Below are 18762 nucleotides of genomic sequence, written 5' to 3' on the forward strand. Positions count from 1 at the left end.
TTACTAAAGGGCTTAAGAAAAGCCACCATTTCTAGAGATACAAATTACTGGAAATCGTTTCAAGTACATGATCAGCCATACAACCAGCCGAATAATGGATATGTTGTGCCAACCATCCCAATAGAATTTCATTCTCACGGTATAAAAAAACAAGACTTTAGCTCTTTCCAAACTTTAGACTTAGAAACAGTGAACAAAGAGGCAGAGCAAGAAAATATATTCTGCATTTTAACCATATCATTGCCTAAAGATTCAATCGATGAATTTATCTTTTTTATGCAGCTTTATTCATCACTTCGTAAAGCTGGTAAGTTATCTTATATTGTTGGTATATCCCTGGAGGGACCTCTACTCTCAAGTGTTGGTGGTACGCCTGAGCGAGGAAGTTGGGTTCCAACTAAGCAAGAATGGGAAAAAATTGCTCGCTGTGGTTCTTTAGGATTACGCTACACTGTCCTTTCGCCCGATGCAATGTTGCCAGGTTCTTGCTTATCGCATAATTTAAAACCCGACCATCCTGACATTGCCTGGATTATAGAAATGCTTTTACAGCATAATATTTCTCCTGCTCTAGGACATTTTCAAAAGAATGATCCGAACGCCAGCGTAGAGTGTATACAAACGGTGTTGGATGTCGCAAAAAAGTTGGGCAACAAACCATTTTCCGGACGCATATTAACAGACCATGTTTTTAATGACATGCCACTCAATTTTAGACATGCTTGGCGCACAACCGAAGATAAAAAGGCACGGAACCAACAATTTAAAACCCTACAAATAGAAGAGTGGACAATGGAAAATCTGGATGAACGCTTAGGTAATGTTCCAGCAATTCTCTTGCAGTCTGCACATGCCGGGTTAATAACATTGTGTATTAATTTCGATGGGGCACACGTAGATCTTGGTGTCTGTCGTCGCGTGGTTGAATTGGTCGGATCACAATCAATCATTGCGATAACTGATCGAACGGACACAAATTCGCTTGGTGGTGAACGCTTGTGGCGTAAAGAAGGTACAAATCTCTGGTATCAAGACGATGGTATCGTAGCGGCGGGAATGAGTTCAATGCATCTCCAGATGCAAAATATGCTAGCAATTGGACTCAATGAAAAAGAAATTTGGGACATGATTGCATTTGTGCCTGAACGTATTCTTGGTTTATGGCAAGATGACCTGATTAATAGTCCTCCTGATAGATTTTCGTATGTTGCTAAGAATGGCGTATTCTCCTTACCTGTAGATATTTCGGTATAACAAATAATGCAGCACGAGTCTTAACGGATTCGCTATTGATAAGAGTGGGTCCGAGCCTTTTTTACTTACTAGCAAAATGGAGTATTACTGGTTTCTATCGTAATATTGAACGCGAGCATCTATCAGTCACGAGACTTTAGAGGAGAACGGACATGAAATGTGTCATTCTGGGAGCTGGTTTAGGAAGCCGCCTGCAACCTTTCTCTCAAGAGTTACCGAAACCAATGATGCCGGTTGTCAATAAGCCGCTACTCGAACATACTATTCAAACAATCAGAAATATCGGGATACAGGATATCCTCATCAATCTCTTTTATCTTCCTGAGACTATTAAAAGCTATTTCGGTGATGGCTCGAACTATGGTGTGCATATCACATGGGGGCATGAAACGAAATTGTCGGGACCCGCTGGTGCTCTACTTACTTTTGAAGAAATACTTTGTCAGGAACAAGTAGTGCTAGTAGTATCAGGGGACGCATTACATGATGTTAATTTAGATGACTTTGTGCAGACCCACAAAAAATCAGGGGCTCAACTATCAGTTGTGATGAAGGAAGTACAAGATGCTGGGCGATTTGGGGTAGGGAGTGTCGGACAAGATAACTTGTTAACTGATTTTGTAGAGAAGCCGCCGCTCCCACATGAGGACTATGGATTGGTAAGCTGCGGGATTTATTGCATAACCCTTCTCTATTCACTTTGTTCAGGCGTTCTGATGTATATGATTTCGGCAAGGATTTGATGCCTACTATGCTGTCTCTGCATATGCCTGTATTGTGCTACAAAACATCTTCTTACTGGACCGATATTGGGACTCCTCAAGCATTATTCACTGCGAATATGGATGCTCTACAAGGCCATGTCAGGGTTAGTTTTCCAGAAAGTGTGCAGAACAAAAATACGAGAATCGAGCCAGGTTGCTCGATAGCCAAGGATGCAGACTTGCATGGTCCACTTTTAATTGGTGAAAGCAGTGTTATTTGCCAGGGTGCCAGCTTGATTGGACCAGTAGTAATTGGAGCTAACTGCCTGATTGGGCGCAATACATACATCAGCCATACCGTTTTATTGCCAGGAACAGTGATTCCTGATAACGCTATTATTTCGGGAGGTTTGATAGGAAAAAATCACATAACTGAGGAAGATAAATTTACGGCAAAAGGGGAATATCAGTGCCAAAATGTGTAGAAAACAAGAATGCGTGGCTTACGCTCTCAAAGGAATATCTTGTAACTACAAAATGGTTAAAGTTACGAAAAGATCAAGTTCGTACTCATAATGGAAAAGAAATAACATATACATTTCTTGACCATCCAGGTTCTGTTTTAGTCGTACCAATGACCGCTGAACGAGAGATTGTATTTTTACGCCAGTATCGCTATACAGTAAATGATTGGTGTTGGGAAGTTCCCGCAGGATCAATTGAATCAGCAGATTTAAGAACAGAGTCTCTACGCGAATTGCAAGAAGAGGTGGGGCTGTATGCCATGATCTCATTTTTATAAACTCGTTTTATACCAGTAATGGTCTGAGCAACGAACGTTGCCATCTTTATCTGGCTCCCAATGTTATTATGCAGCAAAACCATCCAGAGCCAACAGAGCTTTTCTCAATAGAACGTATTCCGTTCCAAGAAGCATTACGAATGGCTTCAATGGGTGAGATTACTGATGCCCCTACTGCCCTCGCTCTCTTTCTTTGTCAATCCTATCTAGAAAGGAACAGTACCATATGAGTTTTTTTGTTGGACAAATACCAGTCGAAGAATGGGAGAGAAGAGCAGCCCAAGAGGACTTATATGCAGTATTTTCCAAGCGCTGGTCTCCTACAGATTGTCAAAGAGTTAATCAAGAGCAACAAGCGAAAATAGTTCAATTACTATCTCCGTTAGAAAATAAAGATGTATTGGACGTTGGATGTGGAATTGGACGCATTGCTGGCCCTTTAAGTGGCCTGACCAGGCATGTGACAGCCATCGACATCAGTGAAGGAATGCTGCAGAAAGCCCGTCAAACATATCAACAGCCAAATCTCAAATTTATACAATCCTCAGTTGATCAAATGCCCTTTAATGATCAAGTTTTCGACGCAGTAATCGCAATATTTGTATTGCAGCATATTATCGACGAAAGTAGTTTTCAAACTTCACTCAAAAACATTACACGGGTATTGAAGCCGGGGGCAAAATTTTAATTATTGATGGCATTAGCCCTCAGCGGTGTCGCCCAACGACATCAAAAATTACCATTCGGAGAACGATTGAGGATTATAAACTGCTCGCACAGAGGTGCCGCTTGATCTATAGGGAAGAGACACTATTTGTCAATGATGAGTATACGGTGATGATTTGGGAAGCAACCTCCGAAGTGGAAGGCAATTAGCATTGAAAATAGAACCAGTAAATATCTTCTTCTCAGAGGATGATGAAGCGTTTATTACAACCGAAATAAAGAAATGCTTACAGCGTGGTCAACTCTCAAATGGAGATCATGTAGAAGCTTTTGAAAATGAATTTGCCACCTATACACATAGCCGCTATGCCATAGCGATGAGTTGTGGTACAGCAACAATCGAGAACACGATGCGATTGTTAAAGGTAGCGAATAAAGAAGTTATTGTAGCAGCTAACGCATTCTTTTCGACGGCGCTTGGACCATTGCTTGCTGGTGCCAAGGTATGTCTGGCAGATATCAATCCTACAACCTTTGCACCCAGCGTAGAAGATTTAGAGAATGCCATTACAGAGAATTCAGTTGGAGTAATTTTAGTTCATATGGGAGGCATCGTTACGCCTGAGTTACCCCAAATACGGCGTTGGTGTGATGAACATAATCTATGGTTATTTGAAGATTGTGCTCATGCTCATGGTAGCCTTCATGAACATCAACATGCTGGAACATTTGGCCTGGCCGGTGGCTTTTCCTTTTTTGCCACGAAGGTTATTACCAGCGGGAAGGAGGTATGCTCATTACCAATGATGAAAATGTTGCGACAGAGGCGCGACTCTATCGGAATCTCGGGAAGCCGGATAAATGGCTAAGCATGCATGTACGTCTAGGGCAAATGCACGTATGAGCGAGCTTCATGCAATAGTAGGACGTGTACAACTTAAGCGGATTGAAGAATTTATCTCCTGGCGTGCACAAGTAGCAGAAAAATACACTCAACTATTAGCCGATTGTCCATGGGCAACGCCGGTACTTCCCATGTATAAAAGTAGTTGGTATAAATATGCTATTATTCTGCACGAAGAGATCAACAGAGACGTAATCAAGGCATCTATGCTTGCTGACGAAGTACATTTGGGAGGAGAGATTTACGATCGCCCTCTTCACAAGCAACCTGTGCTTGCACAATATTATCAGGGGCAAAGCTTTCCCAAGGCTGAGGATATTTGTGCTCGTCATATATGCCTTCCTATTTACTATGGAATGAGGGAGGATGAAGTTGAATTTGTCATCAAATCACTTAACCAGGCATTTCGAAAGGTAGGAAGCTTAAAGCGTTAGAGAAAATTGAAATATAGCAATTACGATTATCAAGGAAAGAATTTATGAAATTCAAGAAAGATTTACTACTGGTCAACCCTTATAAGGTAAACTCAAAATGGGAGACATTTCTTGCTCCATCTTTTGGCTTGTATCGTATGAAGTTTTATCTTGAAACGCAGGGCTTTCAGGTTGATGTTATCGATCCCAATCTAGATTCAGTGAGTTTTACACAACATGAATACAAGGTAATTGGTTTTGGAACGTACCATGATACCTTGGAGAATGATATTGCTTTAATTCATCAAGCGCGAGCTGCTTGCCCGGACTCACTTATAATTGTAGGGGGAATCCAGGCAACCTTCTCGTTTCAAGAATTCTTTGACTATGCTGATGTTGATTTAGTTGTCAAAGGTGAGGGCGAGAAGCCCATGTTAAGTCTTTTGCAGGCTTTATCTGATCAACCGCGAACGGATTTGGAGCTTGTAGTACAAAAAATTACTGGCATTGTCTGGAAGCAAAATGGAACCATTTCAGACACTGGTCCTAATCCACAGCTAAATCATCAAGAATTTAACGACGTTACCAAACCCTTCGATTTTGCTCAGGTTCCCTATGATAAGTATTGGGAAAATAACACTCAACAATACCTACAACGTGAGCCAAATGATATAGAAATTAAGACCATTCGGATTTTTACCTCAAACTACTGTCCTTTCCGCTGTACCTTCTGTTCTAGCAGCTTCTTTTTAGATCGGCCGGTGGTTTAGATGACAGCAAGCGTAGCCGTGTTATCTACCTCAATGCCGACAATGCTATCAATCTTATTATTCAGCTATCGAAGACATGGCCCGAAGTAAAAACAGTCATCTTCGATGATGACGCTTACACACCACAAATCAAATATGTCAATGATGTGTGCAAACGCATCATTGAAGCTAAAGAGGCAGGGGCCATTTCACGTGACTTAACATTTATCTGCTCGAGCAGGGTTGATCACTTAAATCGTGCAAGAGGAGAAGAAATGCTTGAAAACATGAAACAGGCAGGATTTCGAATGATCATGCTTGGAGTGGAATCCTTCTCTGAACGAGTATTGAAGGATTTCAATAAGCGTATTACGGTGCCTGAAATATGGAAATCAATTCAAAGAATACTCGACGCCGGTATTCAGCCCTTGTATTATGTTATTCCATTCGCACCTACAATCAAGTTAGATGAATTAATTGATACTATTCGGCAATCCATTATCGCGCTTACAGTTGGCGTTGAGGTCAGTATCAACACATACATCTGGGCCATTCCCGGAACGCCAGTGTATGAGTCTGAACAACACGAAGTTATGTACAAAGACACCTTTGTGGAAGGCGCAAATAAAATATTGCGCAAGCCCCACTTTATTCTTCCTGAAGATCCTGAGGTAAAAACCCTAGCGGAGAAATTCATCGAGCACTATCCTAGTTATGAGCAGGAATTATGCCAAAAATTTGGCATAACCCACATGCCAAGACGTACAGCATCGCTGGTAACCTTCTATGCTATGCTCGACCTTTTAGGAGATTATGAGCAAGAGAAGGGTCTCATCTTAGAGGCTCTCGATGATATTGCACACGGAAGGTTCATTGATCGCCTTGCATACGGAAAAAAGTCGACACAAACATTGATTTCTAGTATGAAATGGGGGAGCTCACCATGGGCATCTTAGCAGATCAGACACCGAATATAAATAAACAACATAAACATCGCCCCAATTTTTTGGTGGTTGGGGCGGTGAAATCGGCAACCACCTCACTGTATTACTGGCTAAAACAGCATCCTCAAGTCTTCATGCCGATAGAAAAAGAACCGGCATATTTTATTCATAATGGATATGGTGAATGGAACGAGCGTTATGAACACTGGGATGCATATCTTGGGTTATTTGATGATGTGTCTGATGAGAAAGCGGTTGGAGAATCATCAACTGATTATCTCTATTGTGCAGAGAGCGCCCCCTGGATTCTAGAAGAATTTGGGCAGGTCAAAATCATGATGGTACTTAGAAATCCAGTAGATCGAGCATATTCTCTGTACTTGATGATGATTAGAGAGGGATATGAGAGGCTTGATACATTTGAAAAAGCCTTAGAAGCCGAGGAGGCAAGATATAAGGATCCTGATTTTAAAATGAACAACCCATATTTTTTCCCTGACTACTTGTATTTCTACAGTGGGCTGTATAGCGAACAGGTACAACGTTATATTGACTTATTTGGGCGGGAAAGAGTCTTTCCCATATTGTTTGATGATGTATCTAAACATCCTGAGCGTACCTTTCAAGAAATTTGCCAATTTTTGGAGGTAGACCCCAGCTTTGTGCCCAAATTTGATCACTTACACAAAAAGGCACGTCCGTATTCAATTCCACTCCAATATTTTTTTCGTACGCGCTTGTTCCAGGATAAATATTCGCGTATGCTGATAGGTTCTCAATCCCGAACAGCAATCAGGGAACGGCTTTTAAAATGGAATCGCACAGATAACGTCGCGCCAATGTCCAAAGACACTCGTACAATGCTCACAAAAAAATATCGAGAGGACATTTTAGCGCTATCTCAAATCATCGGACGTGACTTGTCTCAGTGGCTGTAATTGTTCAAAATCAAGGGCCTGCCATTCAATCGTGTGAGCGACGTTGTCTAGCAGGCTTCTGCGTTTCCGCATAACTGATCAGTTGCCAATTGCTGATCAGTTGCGACTACGCTAGCCGCGAGTGATCAGCGTTTATGATTGTCTTTTATTGTATATGTATGGCTGAAATGAAAGGAACGTAGCATGCGTTGTATTGTTACTGGAGGTGCTGGTTTCATTGGCGGACATCTGGTAAATGGTCTTCAGAACTGTGGTCATGAAGTTTTAAGTATAGATATCCTCCATCGAGAAATGCCTGATAAGCAAGGAGTGGATGTTGATATTTGTGATAGCCAACAATTGCAACGCGTTTTTGCGGACTTCCAGCCACAAGTAATTTTTCATCTTGCAGGAGTAGCTGATGCACGCGCTGCTTTAATTGATCCGATACGTGCTGTCCATATAAATATTACAGGAACGACTTGTGTTCTTCAAGCAGCACAACAAATCAATGCTACAAGGGTGGTGATTGCAAGTAGTTGTTGGGTCTATAATGCTATGCATGACGGCCCCATCGACGAAAACACACAATTTCTATCCGCAGGCGGGGGCACATCTATACGAGCTCGATGATCGCCCGTGAACTATTAGCTCACGATTTCCAACGACTCTATGGATTACCTTTTACTATTTTTCGTTATAGTCCAATCTATGGACCACATATGTGGCCAGGCCTGGCACTGAATGCATTTATTAATGCAGCAAAAGAAGGAGGTCCAATTATTATATTTGGGGATGGATATCAAACCAGATCTTTTCTACACGTAGATGATTTAGTGGATGCTTTTGTTAGGTCCCTAAATGATAACGCCCAAAATGAAGTTTATAATCTTGAGGGGCCACAAAATATTACTGTAAATGAATTAGCAGAGAAAGTATCTTGTGCTTTCGGAGGCATCGAAATTGTACATTATACCGATGATAATCGCCGTGGAGAATTACGGCCCACTAATGATCGTATCGTTTCACAAGAGAAGGTAAAACACAGCTTAGGCTGGATTCCACGTATAAGTATAGATGAAGGAATACAGAAGCTCCTTACCACTAATAGTAGAGGTTCTAAATAGATATTAAGTGAGATGAAGATGTTTCAGCAGACTAACATTCAGGCTATTCTCTTTGATTATGATGGTGTTGTTGTAAACATGGATAAAACATTAGCACTCAAGGCAGCTGATGACCACTACGCTTCATTCATCCTCCCTCCTCTAACGGTTCTCACTGATCTTATTTATAACAACCCATTCAATACAGAATTAGATCTTGGAAAAATAAGTATTGAAGAATTACGTGAACGATTACGCGTACAGGCATGGAAAGGAGATAAAGAAAGTTGGTCTCAATGGTGGGAAGCGGTTGATAATTCCTATAAAATCTCCCAGCCAATGCAAAAATTGCTCTCAAAACTTCATTCAAAATATCGCCTAGGATTGATTTCTGATAACCACATTGGCTTTCGGAGATGGTTAGAATCGAGGCCGGATATTACCCAATACTTTGACACCATAGTTTGTTCAGCGGAAGAGGGTATAAAAAAGCCTGATAAGCGTATCTTTCTCCATGCGATGCATGAAATTCATTCAACCTTTGCAACAACGATTTTTATTGATGATTATCAAGCAAATGTTATCGCAGCTAGAACCTTTGGGATGCCTGCTATTCATTTTCGTACATACACCCAGATGCAAGAAGAATTACAGAAAATCCTAGGGAGCCTTTGCAAGTATAAGGGAGATTATCATGCAATTACAAAAAGAGCATTATGATGCAATGGATATTGCCAGGCAAGCGGGGAAGTTATTACTTTCATTGCAACAGAGGCTAGAGACAGAAGGCTATCCAGCAAAAGAGATAAAGGCGCAAGGTGATAAGTTATCGCACAATTTTATTCTGAATGAACTTTCTAAACGGTATCCTCATGATCCAGTCCTTTCGGAAGAAGGACAAGACGATAAGTCTCGTTTAGAAAGTCATCGTGTATGGATCATTGATCCATTGGATGGAACAAGAGAATTTGGGGAAGCAGGGAGAAGCGACTGGGCCGTTCATGTGGCGCTAGCACTTGATGGGGAACCAAAAAGTGCAGCTGTTGCTTTACCCGCATGTGATTTGGTATTAAACACCTTTGCTCCACCAACCCTTAGTCCACGCATATCACGTCGTTTGCGTATTGTTGTAAGTAGAACAAGAGCACCTCAATTTGTATCTGCTCTTGCTCAACAGCTTAATGCAGAGTTGATTGAAATGGGATCAGCAGGAGTAAAAGCAATGGCAGTTGTGCGTGGTGAAGCGGATGTTTATATTCATGCAGGCGGGCAGTTCGAATGGGACTCGGCTGCTCCAGTTGGCGTAGCAAGATCAGCTGGTGTTTATACGTCTCGCATCAATGGAACAGAATTAAAGTATAATCAGCCCAATCCATGGCTTCCTGACCTGCTTATATGTCGCCCTGAGATCGCGGATCATATACTGCGGGTAATTTCTCTTCTCATTGAAAAAAGCACCTCTTCATAAAAAATTGGTCAAGCGTTTGGTGCGAATGAGAATGGACATGAAAAAGGTATCAGTTCTTACTCGACACTTCTTATATGAATGGATAGATTTCCCTTCAGATCTCTCCTAGAGATCCAGAGCAACATTGGATATTCAACTAATTAGCAGAACAAACCGATACGTGGCTGGAACAATCGCGCAAGGTTGTACAAGGGTTTAGATCAGCTGGTCTCGGTTGTTCAAGAATGGGTAATCAAAGTGTTATGTCAACAGTTTTTTTAGATCGAGATGGAGTCATCAATGAAAATAGATCCGATTATGTAAAGAATTGGAATGAATTTTGTTTTTTACCAGGTGCACGCGAAGCAATTGCGAAATTAACTGTTGCGGGCCATCGAATTGTTGTTTGTTCAAATCAAGCTGGTATTGCTACTGGTAGGCTCTCAGTCCAGTCCCTCAATGATATCCACCAACACATGCTTTCCGAAGTAGAAAAAGCAGGTGGACATATTGAACACGTGTATTATTGTCCACACGGCAAGCACGAAGGTTGTGCTTGCCGTAAACCGCGCCCAGGTTTGCTCTTGCGTGCGTGCAAAGAACTCAACCTTGCCTTAACTGATGCTGTTTTTATTGGAGATAATATAACTGATGTACAAGCTAGTTTTGCTGCAGGTGTATTGCCCATACTTGTATTGACTGGTTTAGGACTAGAACAGATCCAGCATCCTTCAAGCGCTGTGATTCAGCCGTTTCTAGTGAAAGCAAATTTATATCATGCTGTAGACGCTGTTTTGAATGGTATCTACATTTCAAAGTGTTCTTAACATACTTTGTGTTTTCAAAGGAGAAAAAAATGCTGATTGCGAGAGCTCCAATGCGTATTAGTTTCGGGGGGGGGGGACAGATCTTGAGGCGTATTATGGAACATATAAAGGTGTTGTAATTAATACTACTATTAATAAGTACTTCTATGCAGTTATTACAGATAGTGATACGGATGATCTACAGATAATTTCTGCGGATTACCACTCGTTTTTTCGTGTTACCTCTCAGCAAGAGCTCTTTTGGAATGGTGATCTAGCGCTTCCGCGTGCAATATTACACTATTTTGGGATCCGGGGTGGTATTCACCTGTTTCTTGCCAGTGAAGTACCACCTGGCACAGGGCTGGGTTCATCCAGTGCGGCCGCCGTTACTCTGATACGAGCCCTTTCGACTCTTCTTGAACAATCAATGACCAAATACCAGATTGCGGAAATCGCATCATTTATTGAAATAGACAAAATGAAGTTGCCCATTGGAAAACAAGATCAATACGCAGCAGCATTTGGAGGACTGAATAAATTTACCTTTACGGATAAAGGTGTTACAGTTGAAAGTCTAAAAATAGATCCTGATGTAATGAATACACTTGAAAAACGCCTGATGCTATTTTTTATGGGTAATTCTCGCGAATCCTCCTCTATCTTAAAACATCAACAAAAATCGATACAGAATCATGATAGTAAAACTATACATGCATTGAATAATATAAAAGCAATAGCGGAAAATATGCAATGCTGTTTAGAGCATGGAAATCTTGATGAATTTGCACTACTAATGCATCATTCATGGCAAGAAAAACGTTGTCTTGCCCCGGGGCTCTCAACACCATTCATTGATAAGTGCTATAATCTAGCATTGCATAATGGTGCATTGGGAGGGAAAATCAACGGTGCCGGTGGTGGTGGTTTTCTTATGTTGTATAGTCATGAGGAAGCACAAAATGATATAACCCATAATTTAGAAGAATACGGTTTGAAACGAATGAACTTCCGTTTTGACAATCAGGGTGCCACTGTTCTACTTAATGTTACCAATTTTAACAATCTGAAGATTGACACGTATTCAGCAACATCTTGATGAGAAGGAGTGTACAATGTTCTATTTTACCCTTTTTACTGAGAACATTGTGATTTTTTCATTATCCTCCACAATTAAAAACCTCTTTAGTTGTTTACGGGTAATTATTTTGGCCTTCCCCGGCAATTAGTGTGTCCACTTGCTAAAAAACGAAGAAATGGAGAAAGGAGGCAGAGAACAAAAAGCACAGAGATGCAATACTTTTCAGTCGGGTAATCGACTTCGGAGGATTAGAGGGCGTGGATGAGTCGCTGCTTGAGGAGGGAAGCTTTGCACAACCAAACATTTGTCTCTTGACCAATTTGAGCTTGTGTACCTGGGCCTCGACGGGACCGTTGCTATAGATCTGTGTTGATCCAGCGGCAACGGGTTCTTTGTCACGGAGAATGCCGAGCGCAAAGCGTTGTAATTCCGGGATGCGGCTGTTCTGAACTCGCTCTAATCAGGCATCCAGGCGTTCTACTTCCCGTTTACACACCATTGTTAAGAATTCCTGGATCAGACCATAAGCCGTTTCAGCAGTCACGCTGACCTGTCAAAGAAACTGGAGGTTTTTTTGCTCTTCTTCCGTGAGATCTGTAGACGCTCGAATAAAGAGCCAGACAACAGCCTTGGCAGAGAACTGCTCGGCTGCCGATGGAGGAGCCGGGTCAGCCAATGGGCGACGGTTTCCTCGCAGGGTTTGTAAAAAGCGTCTCACCATGCGGGCAGATCCCTTGAAACCCTGTGCTTGGATTTCTTCAAAGATTTGCTGTCCCTCATGAATGCCTTCTTTCCAGCGATCCAGGACATAGGCTGCATAAGGATCAAAGATACTGCAGCGGTTGGGACGCCGGTAGCTAGGCAAATGTCGGCGCTGAGCCAGTGACGAACGGTTCGCTCAGAGGTGCCAACCCGATTGGCAATATCAACCTGTTTCATCCCCTGTGCCCACAGCAAGACGACTTGCTGGAAACGATCTTCTCGTTGCGCTTGATAGGTTCGTATTGTCAGCGTCGGCGTAATTACGGTTCATCCTAGCATTTGATCCTGGTGGCGAAGTCGCTCACATTTCAGGCTGCTTGCTTCATCACCCGTTTGAAAGCAGAGGTGCGCGTTTGTTCTGGCACATCTCCGCGCCAAAAGCTGGTCAACCGAACGAGGTTGATGGCCGCAGCCACCGCAATATGACCCAGATGTGTTTTGGGCAGGCCGATATAGCGCGAGCGGCGTAAGCCCATCGCCCGTACTGCTTGCGAATGGGTTCCTTCGATCCCCGCGCGATGGCGATACGTGTCCTTAAACATGTCCGTCTGCTCGCGCCCACGAGCAGCACACAGTGCCTGCATGAGCTCTCTGGGGTTATAAGGTCAGCGTCCGGCGGGTCGTTCCGGTACATAGGCTCTGGCTGGGACACACCTTGCAGTCGCTTTGCGAGAACTTGATCTTGATCAGCTCCTTGCCGGCCTCCTGAACCGGTGTCCAACTGGAACTGACATAGCCTTGCGGACAGGTGACCTGTTCGGCCTCCCAATCAATGCAGAAATGCGTGAGATCGTAGCCCGTCTCTGCTTGATACCAATGGGTCTTCATCGCCGGGCCAAGCAGATCCCCCCCTTCATCTGCTTGGCTTTGGACCAGGTTGGCGACGGTGACATATCCTGAATCGACCAGATGTTGTTCTGGGAGGAGGTCTTTTCTGGCTAACTCCGCATGAATGTGTGAAACCACGCCCTCGTCGCTCAGTGGTGCAGCGGTGGTTTCGACGTGGGTGATCAGTTGGGGCGCCTCATCATCACAGGTTTGAGTGAAATGCACTTTGTAGCCAGTCCAGTAGGTTGCGCGCTTCTTCGCGTTGCGTGCATCAGGATCATAGGGCGACGTAATCATCTGGGCGGCGGGCACGGCTGGCTCACGCCGAAACGCGCCTCCCTGTTCGAGGGGCTCAAATTGCTGCTCCCACACCGTGCGCAAGGTGTTGACGGCAGGCAGGGTCTTCATCCAGTCTAAGGCATCCGGAGCCTCGACTGCACTGAGTAAGAGCCGTCCATCGGCTCCGACCTGGTTGGCGTACTGTTTGCGTTCCTGCTCATCTTTAGGCAAGTGTTCATGGCTGAGCCGCTCGCCATAGCGTTCGACCCAACTCATTGGGATATGAGCACACATCCATTCAGGCGCGACCTCAGCGAGCACATTGAGGACGTATACCATCGTCTGTGCCACGCAGAGCGTGCGGTTCAGGGAGCGAATCCTGGCCAGAATATGGGTGGAGTCGGTGCGTTGTCGTCCACGCGCTTTGAGCCATCCTCCCTTCCGACAACCCTCCAGGAGCAGATCCAGCAAACGTTGCTCTGCATGGCCCTCCATCAGGCGGGAGCGGAATTCAGAAAGCACCGTATGATCGAACCCGGCATCCGTTAGTTCCAGGCTGAGTGCATATTTCCATGCCAATCGATCTCGTACCGCATCAGCGGCCTGGCGATCTGTTAAGCCTTCCATAAATTGAAAGATGGTCACGAGTGCCAGCCGCCACGGGGCGAAAGCGGGTTGGCCGTGGGTCGGAAACAGGTCGGCGAAGGCCTCATCCGTGTAAATGGTTCCTAACGTGTCACGTACCTGCATGAAGACATTGCCACGGAAAAGACAGTCTGAGCAATACGAACGACTTCTTCTGGAATCGGCGGAATCGGCAATAGTTTGAGCGACATAGGTGACCTCCCTATCGACATAACAACATGATCCATCTTCACCCATCTTAGTTGATGAGTTCCAGGCTCTCTCTTTGACTTCGCCACCAGGATCAAATGCTGGGATGAACCGTAATTACGTCGGCGTTAATAGTGGCTGCGGGCCGCTCTTATTGAAGCAGCACACGCAGCCTCTCACTGCAAGCAGTGCTATCTCTCTGCCCAGTATCACCAGATCGCCTTTCGTCGCGGGAAGAAGCGAGCTGCCGTGGCTTTGGGGCATACGCTCCTCATTATTATCTACCACATCCTAGCTGAAACCAAGGAGTATCAAGAACTGGGAGCTAACTACCTCGGCCAGTTGGAGCGTCGAGGAAAAGAAAAGCGTCTCGTCCGTCAGCTCGAAAAGCTGGGGTTTGAGGTCTCTCTGACTCCTCTTGCTTCTCAAGGATAGCCGGCTTCGGCAACCGCGCGATCTTTCGAGAAGACCTTCTTCTTCCCGAAGCAACTTCTGGTTTCGGCTCCTTTGTTATGCCTTTTTGGGGGTTCCATTGCCCTGCAGTCATTCTCCCTTTTTCAGAGGAGTTAGTGGAATTGTTTCTCTTTTATACTACTAATTTGTAGGGATGTGTAATTAATGCGACTAGCGCTTTTCGATATATCTTGATTTTCATTCGGGCATCATTCTTTTTCTTACTGTTTTTGCTCATCAATACATGTCCAAATTCAAAGCATAGCACATGTAAGTAACTAAGTATCACGCAAAAGCGCAATAAAATAGCATATTGCTTGTAATACTTCTGAAAGAAGCGCAAAGTACTTTGCCAGTAGTATGTATGTCTCACTAAAGGAATCTGTTCCGAACTTTTCCCTCCATGATGCACTACTTGCCCAATGCCTACACACTCAATACTCCAGCCATGTTGTGTCGCCCGCATGCACCAATCGATTTCTTCGGAGTACATTGGATATTTTTCATCCAGGGGACCAATATCTTGAAAAGTTTCCTGGCGAATTATCAGAGCAGCTCCCAACACCCATTCAACTGGAGTGCAAGCATCCTTAATAGGATTAATAATGGCATACCGTGAAAGTAGCCAACGCGGCAGATGCGCTTGCAAAGAAGGTGTATCAAAAAGCGTAATAATAAATTTAGGGAAGCGGCGGGGTACTTTTTGTAGCTTCCCTGCTGCATCAGTTAAATGAGGGCCAGCAATACCCACATTACTATGTTGATCAAGATATGCAATGAGAGTATTGAGCACATTTCCAACAAGTTCAGTGTCAGGATTCAAGAGAAAGAGATATCTTCCCCTTGCTATTTGTAAGCCTATGTTATTACATTTTGCAAAACCTAAATTTTCTTTTTGTGCTATAACGAGGACATTCGAGAACTCATGAAGCATTTCCAATGTGTTATCGTTACTATGTGAGTCGACGACGATGATTTCAACTGATAACTGATTTATTTCTGTTGGAACGTCTTTATCTGGTTGCACAATATATACAGGGGATCGGTGAATACTGAGTAAACAAGAACGCAGCAATTCAGCAACATTCCAACTGACAATAATGATAGAAATATCAATCACTGTATACCTCGATGGAAATTTGAATACTAACTGCTTGCGCCACTATAGTAAATTAAGGCAAAGCGCCAGAAAGCAGCAGATAAGGTGAATAAAGTACTTGCTAAAAGCACTGCTCCTAATACAACTGGCCAATCTGATCGGCCAAGAAGGGCTTGAGCAGGAAAGGTTGTCATGAAAGCAACTGGTATCACGAAAGTCAGCAAATTGCGTAACAAGGGATTCTGGTAAAAAGCTAGAGGAAAACGGGCGGTTTCTAACAACCGCGTGGTCAAAATATCGATCTGATCTAAATTGACGAGCCAGAAGGTTGGAATATGGATTATTAAGTTCAGACTATATAAAATTATCATGGCAGAAATCATGAGCAAAATAAAGAATAAGACCTGTAGTAAGTTCGGGGTGTTGTGTGATTGATATAGACCATATATAATCAAGCCTATCCCAAAAAGAGGATCGCTCACATTATTAATGCCAATATTACGTAAGCTGATAAAAAATTGGCTATTAACTGGTTTTGTAAGGACATAGTCAAATGTTCCTAAGCGTACATATTCTGATAAGCGAGAGAGATTGGGCTGCAAAACCATTTGTTGATAGCCATTCATGGCAAAGAACAAACCTAATACAACCAGTAAATTATAATAGTTCCACCCTGCAATTGTCTGTGTATGTAGAAAAAAAATATTGATACTAAAGATGGATACTATTAACCAAAAGAAACTCATTCCGATATTCGACCAAAAATTAAGCCGATATTCGAATTCGCTCATCAAAGCATTTGTATAAAAGATTCTGAGTAGCCGCAAATAAATCTTCATCTGTTTTCCTAGTAACAAACACTAGGGCCCTTAAGCGCCAACTGCTTCATAATGTTTCACACCAGTTCTCCATGCCCAACGGTAAAGGCACCAGAAGAATACGATCCAGAACAGTGTTACTCCCATACCAATGCCAATATTAGGCCAGGCAATTTTATTTTGCAAGATCTCAATTGGGAGACTGATAATACTCCGAAAAGGTAAGAAGTACGCCAGATTGCGTACTTGCAAGGGAAGTAGTGCTAACGGTGCAACAAATCCAGAGAAAAACTGTCCAATACCATACCAAAATGAGTAGAGATTCAGGCTTTGGGTAGACCAAAATGAAATCATCGCAAATGCAGAGTTCATTACAACGCTCAGTAAAAAACCTGCAATTACACTGATCACGAAAACTGCCAAATGATTTATATCTGGTAAGTGATTTCGTAAAGGTGTCAATTGAAGTATTATGACAACAGGAATAATCACTAGCAGAAACAATCCTTTCCAGCCTATTTGTTCACATAAATGATAATGAAAAGGATCCACAGGCTTCAGCAGTTTTGCAGATAATTCACCAGAACGGATATCTTGATCCCATTGCAATATAATCTGATATGCGACAGTTAATCGGTCGATCACCATCAAGCCAACGTAATAGATAATGAAATCACTGCGATTCCAGCCCGCAACGGGGCCTGCCTCGCTTACGATAGTTAACCAGACAGCCATCATTACTAACGGTGAGATTGAAGAAAGTATCCATAGCAGCATATGTGCGCGATAGGTCATGGCACTAGCAAACGAAGCTCTCGCCAGACCTCTATACAATTTGACAAATTTAGACATGATTTTCTCCATGAAAGACATCGCGAATGATCTGCTCAATTGGAGGCTCTTCAATCATAATGTCTGCTACTGGTAAATGTTCGAGTACCTGAGCAGCCATTTGCGCTGTGTTTTGTCGCTGCACCCGTATAATTGCTTCCAATCCATCCAGTTTTTCCAGCTCTCCAATACTCAAAAGTTCCGATTTATCGACGTAGCGTTCCAACGTTAATCGTAGTAATTTATATGGTGCAGTCTGCGTTACCAATTCTTGCAAATCACCATCATACATGAGTGTGCCATGTTCAATCACAAGAACACGTTGTGTAAGCGCGGTTATATCAGCCATATAGTGGCTGGTAAGCAATACAATTACGCTGTGATCGCGATTATAGGATTGAATAAAACTACGAATAGTTGCCTGAGCTGTCACATCAAGGCCAATTGTTGGCTCATCTAAAAAGAGCACTTGAGGCTGATGCAGGAGTGCGCCGGCAATCTCACATTTCATTCTCTCACCAAGGCTTAATCTACGTACTTGCCGGCCAAGCAATGGTTCTAAATGGAGCAACGTTACAAGTTCATCCAGGGTTCTCTTGAACTGTTTTTCTGGAATATCATAAATAGCCTTATTGACCAAAAATGTTTCCATGGCAGGCAAATCCCAAAGCAATTGGTTACGTTGCCCCATTACAAAGGTTATCTGTCTCAAAAACTCCTTTTCGCGTTTATAAGGAGTGAAACCTAGAACCCGGGAGGTACCCGATGTGGGGTGCAAAAGTCCTGATAAACATTTTAACGTTGTTGTCTTACCTGCGCCATTGGGTCCTAAAAAACCAACGATTTCTCCCTGTTCAATATGAAATGAGACGCCCTTCACTGCCTGCACCATCTCATATTCCCGATGAAATAAGCTCTTCATTGAAGCTCGAATGCCAACATTTCGATGGTACGAGCGATAATATTTTGCTAACTTATTAACTGTAATTGACATATTCACCCACGTAAAGTTGCGATGTTAATACTAAATGCAATAATAGTTATATAACACAATTATATTTAGAT

24 protein-coding genes and 2 pseudogenes are annotated in these 18762 nt (G+C 43.1%); 17 read left to right on the forward strand and 9 right to left on the reverse strand.

What is annotated here, in order from left to right; all coding sequences use genetic code 11:
• Window positions 1-105 precede the first annotated feature (105 nt).
• The 16 genes from EL645_RS02355 (at window position 106) to EL645_RS40525 (ending at window position 11811) form a co-directional block, all read left to right on the forward strand.
• On the forward strand, window positions 106-1254 hold the full coding sequence (locus tag EL645_RS02355) for an N-acetylglucosamine-6-phosphate deacetylase (protein WP_126548555.1): 1149 nt from the start codon (window positions 106-108) through the stop codon (window positions 1252-1254).
• 152 nt (window positions 1255-1406) lie between these two features.
• Window positions 1407-1997, forward strand: a complete 591-nt coding sequence (locus EL645_RS02360; RefSeq protein WP_126548556.1) for a nucleotidyltransferase family protein — start codon at window positions 1407-1409, stop codon at window positions 1995-1997.
• A gap of 8 nt (window positions 1998-2005) precedes the next feature.
• Entirely contained in the window at window positions 2006-2443 is a 438-nt protein-coding gene (locus EL645_RS02365) for a glucose-1-phosphate adenylyltransferase (RefSeq protein ID WP_161977043.1), read from the forward strand.
• Window positions 2428-2760, forward strand: coding sequence for an NUDIX hydrolase (locus tag EL645_RS02370; RefSeq protein ID WP_126548557.1), 333 nt, complete (start codon window positions 2428-2430; stop codon window positions 2758-2760). The genes EL645_RS02365 and EL645_RS02370 overlap by 16 nt, the downstream gene beginning before the upstream one ends.
• Window positions 2761-2986: 226 nt before the next feature.
• Window positions 2987-3448: a class I SAM-dependent methyltransferase gene (locus EL645_RS02375; protein WP_126548558.1), complete on the forward strand. Its 462-nt coding sequence runs from the start codon at window positions 2987-2989 to the stop codon at window positions 3446-3448.
• Between the two features lie 190 nt (window positions 3449-3638).
• Window positions 3639-4295, forward strand: a complete 657-nt coding sequence (locus EL645_RS43820) for a DegT/DnrJ/EryC1/StrS family aminotransferase (protein ID WP_161977044.1) — start codon at window positions 3639-3641, stop codon at window positions 4293-4295.
• Window positions 4296-4326: 31 nt separating this feature from the next.
• Entirely contained in the window at window positions 4327-4764 is a 438-nt protein-coding gene (locus tag EL645_RS43825; protein WP_161977045.1) for a DegT/DnrJ/EryC1/StrS family aminotransferase, read from the forward strand.
• 44 nt (window positions 4765-4808) lie between these two features.
• On the forward strand, window positions 4809-5513 hold the full coding sequence (locus tag EL645_RS02390; protein WP_126548561.1) for a B12-binding domain-containing radical SAM protein: 705 nt from the start codon (window positions 4809-4811) through the stop codon (window positions 5511-5513).
• A 98-nt stretch (window positions 5514-5611) separates the two neighbouring features.
• A complete protein-coding gene (locus EL645_RS02395) occupies window positions 5612-6448 on the forward strand; it encodes a radical SAM protein (RefSeq protein ID WP_371865714.1) in 837 nt (278 codons plus the stop codon).
• Window positions 6436-7374 carry a sulfotransferase gene (locus EL645_RS02400; RefSeq protein WP_161977047.1) on the forward strand — a complete coding sequence of 313 codons (939 nt, stop codon included), beginning with the start codon at window positions 6436-6438 and terminating at the stop codon, window positions 7372-7374. The genes EL645_RS02395 and EL645_RS02400 overlap by 13 nt, the downstream gene beginning before the upstream one ends.
• A 183-nt stretch (window positions 7375-7557) precedes the next feature.
• The gene (locus EL645_RS43830; RefSeq protein WP_126548564.1) at window positions 7558-7986 is read left to right on the forward strand and encodes an NAD-dependent epimerase/dehydratase family protein; all 429 of its coding nucleotides are present in this window, start codon (window positions 7558-7560) and stop codon (window positions 7984-7986) included.
• Window positions 7983-8480, forward strand: a complete 498-nt coding sequence (locus EL645_RS43835; protein WP_126548565.1) for an NAD-dependent epimerase/dehydratase family protein — start codon at window positions 7983-7985, stop codon at window positions 8478-8480. The genes EL645_RS43830 and EL645_RS43835 overlap by 4 nt, the downstream gene beginning before the upstream one ends.
• 18 nt (window positions 8481-8498) lie before the next feature.
• Window positions 8499-9179, forward strand: a complete 681-nt coding sequence (locus EL645_RS02415) for an HAD family hydrolase (protein WP_161977048.1) — start codon at window positions 8499-8501, stop codon at window positions 9177-9179.
• Window positions 9154-9927, forward strand: coding sequence for a 3'(2'),5'-bisphosphate nucleotidase CysQ (locus EL645_RS02420; protein ID WP_126548567.1), 774 nt, complete (start codon window positions 9154-9156; stop codon window positions 9925-9927). Before EL645_RS02415 ends, EL645_RS02420 begins: the two co-directional genes overlap by 26 nt.
• 164 nt (window positions 9928-10091) lie before the next feature.
• Window positions 10092-10733, forward strand: coding sequence for a D-glycero-alpha-D-manno-heptose-1,7-bisphosphate 7-phosphatase (locus tag EL645_RS02425; RefSeq protein ID WP_126548568.1), 642 nt, complete (start codon window positions 10092-10094; stop codon window positions 10731-10733).
• Between the two features lie 271 nt (window positions 10734-11004).
• The gene (locus EL645_RS40525) at window positions 11005-11811 is read left to right on the forward strand and encodes a GHMP family kinase ATP-binding protein (protein WP_443090039.1); all 807 of its coding nucleotides are present in this window, start codon (window positions 11005-11007) and stop codon (window positions 11809-11811) included.
• A 230-nt stretch (window positions 11812-12041) separates the two neighbouring features.
• On the opposite strand, the pseudogene EL645_RS46200 reads toward EL645_RS40525, so the two are convergent.
• The 5 genes and pseudogenes from EL645_RS46200 to EL645_RS02445 all read right to left on the reverse strand — a co-directional run.
• Window positions 12042-12211 (reverse strand): annotated as a pseudogene (locus EL645_RS46200) (ISL3 family transposase); the annotation flags it as partial.
• Between the two features lie 135 nt (window positions 12212-12346).
• Window positions 12347-12658, reverse strand: coding sequence for a hypothetical protein (locus EL645_RS42270; RefSeq protein WP_246035254.1), 312 nt, complete (start codon window positions 12656-12658; stop codon window positions 12347-12349).
• 20 nt (window positions 12659-12678) lie between these two features.
• Window positions 12679-12816: pseudogene (locus EL645_RS45215) on the reverse strand (hypothetical protein); the annotation flags it as partial.
• A gap of 47 nt (window positions 12817-12863) precedes the next feature.
• The gene (locus tag EL645_RS40530) at window positions 12864-13139 is read right to left on the reverse strand and encodes a transposase (protein WP_218031678.1); all 276 of its coding nucleotides are present in this window, start codon (window positions 13137-13139) and stop codon (window positions 12864-12866) included.
• Between the two features lie 13 nt (window positions 13140-13152).
• Window positions 13153-14544 (reverse strand): transposase, encoded by a 1392-nt coding sequence (locus EL645_RS02445; RefSeq protein WP_218031679.1) that lies wholly within the window; start codon window positions 14542-14544, stop codon window positions 13153-13155.
• 201 nt (window positions 14545-14745) lie between these two features.
• Here EL645_RS02445 and EL645_RS02450 point away from each other — a divergent pair, with 201 nt between their 5' ends.
• Window positions 14746-14931 carry a hypothetical protein gene (locus EL645_RS02450; RefSeq protein WP_126548569.1) on the forward strand — a complete coding sequence of 62 codons (186 nt, stop codon included), beginning with the start codon at window positions 14746-14748 and terminating at the stop codon, window positions 14929-14931.
• Between the two features lie 151 nt (window positions 14932-15082).
• Here EL645_RS02450 and EL645_RS02455 read toward each other — a convergent pair whose 3' ends face one another.
• The 4 genes from EL645_RS02455 to EL645_RS02470 are packed head-to-tail and all read right to left on the reverse strand — an operon-like array spanning window position 15083 to window position 18691.
• On the reverse strand, window positions 15083-16069 hold the full coding sequence (locus EL645_RS02455; RefSeq protein ID WP_126548570.1) for a glycosyltransferase family 2 protein: 987 nt from the start codon (window positions 16067-16069) through the stop codon (window positions 15083-15085).
• A gap of 26 nt (window positions 16070-16095) precedes the next feature.
• On the reverse strand, window positions 16096-16887 hold the full coding sequence (locus tag EL645_RS02460) for an ABC transporter permease (RefSeq protein WP_126548571.1): 792 nt from the start codon (window positions 16885-16887) through the stop codon (window positions 16096-16098).
• Window positions 16888-16917: 30 nt separating this feature from the next.
• Window positions 16918-17718 carry an ABC transporter permease gene (locus EL645_RS02465; protein ID WP_161977051.1) on the reverse strand — a complete coding sequence of 267 codons (801 nt, stop codon included), beginning with the start codon at window positions 17716-17718 and terminating at the stop codon, window positions 16918-16920.
• On the reverse strand, window positions 17711-18691 hold the full coding sequence (locus EL645_RS02470) for an ABC transporter ATP-binding protein (protein ID WP_126548573.1): 981 nt from the start codon (window positions 18689-18691) through the stop codon (window positions 17711-17713). The genes EL645_RS02465 and EL645_RS02470 overlap by 8 nt, the downstream gene beginning before the upstream one ends.
• Window positions 18692-18762 lie beyond the last annotated feature (71 nt).

This window comes from Dictyobacter kobayashii (genome assembly GCF_003967555.1).
GTDB lineage: Bacteria > Chloroflexota > Ktedonobacteria > Ktedonobacterales > Ktedonobacteraceae > Dictyobacter > Dictyobacter kobayashii.

Coding starts and splice junctions, on each gene's coding strand:
- EL645_RS02360 (WP_126548556.1), top strand. CDS start 1,407: ATGAAATGTGTCATTCTGGGAGCTGGTTTAGGAAGCCGCCTGCAACCT.
- EL645_RS02365 (WP_161977043.1), top strand. CDS start 2,006: ATGCTGTCTCTGCATATGCCTGTATTGTGCTACAAAACATCTTCTTAC.
- EL645_RS02375 (WP_126548558.1), top strand. CDS start 2,987: ATGAGTTTTTTTGTTGGACAAATACCAGTCGAAGAATGGGAGAGAAGA.
- EL645_RS43825 (WP_161977045.1), top strand. CDS start 4,327: ATGAGCGAGCTTCATGCAATAGTAGGACGTGTACAACTTAAGCGGATT.
- EL645_RS02390 (WP_126548561.1), top strand. CDS start 4,809: ATGAAATTCAAGAAAGATTTACTACTGGTCAACCCTTATAAGGTAAAC.
- EL645_RS02400 (WP_161977047.1), top strand. CDS start 6,436: ATGGGCATCTTAGCAGATCAGACACCGAATATAAATAAACAACATAAA.
- EL645_RS43830 (WP_126548564.1), top strand. CDS start 7,558: ATGCGTTGTATTGTTACTGGAGGTGCTGGTTTCATTGGCGGACATCTG.
- EL645_RS43835 (WP_126548565.1), top strand. CDS start 7,983: ATGATCGCCCGTGAACTATTAGCTCACGATTTCCAACGACTCTATGGA.
- EL645_RS02415 (WP_161977048.1), top strand. CDS start 8,499: ATGTTTCAGCAGACTAACATTCAGGCTATTCTCTTTGATTATGATGGT.
- EL645_RS02420 (WP_126548567.1), top strand. CDS start 9,154: ATGCAATTACAAAAAGAGCATTATGATGCAATGGATATTGCCAGGCAA.
- EL645_RS40530 (WP_218031678.1), bottom strand. CDS start 13,139: ATGCAGGCACTGTGTGCTGCTCGTGGGCGCGAGCAGACGGACATGTTT.
- EL645_RS02445 (WP_218031679.1), bottom strand. CDS start 14,544: ATGGGTGAAGATGGATCATGTTGTTATGTCGATAGGGAGGTCACCTAT.
- EL645_RS02460 (WP_126548571.1), bottom strand. CDS start 16,887: ATGAAGATTTATTTGCGGCTACTCAGAATCTTTTATACAAATGCTTTG.
- EL645_RS02465 (WP_161977051.1), bottom strand. CDS start 17,718: ATGTCTAAATTTGTCAAATTGTATAGAGGTCTGGCGAGAGCTTCGTTT.
- EL645_RS02470 (WP_126548573.1), bottom strand. CDS start 18,691: ATGTCAATTACAGTTAATAAGTTAGCAAAATATTATCGCTCGTACCAT.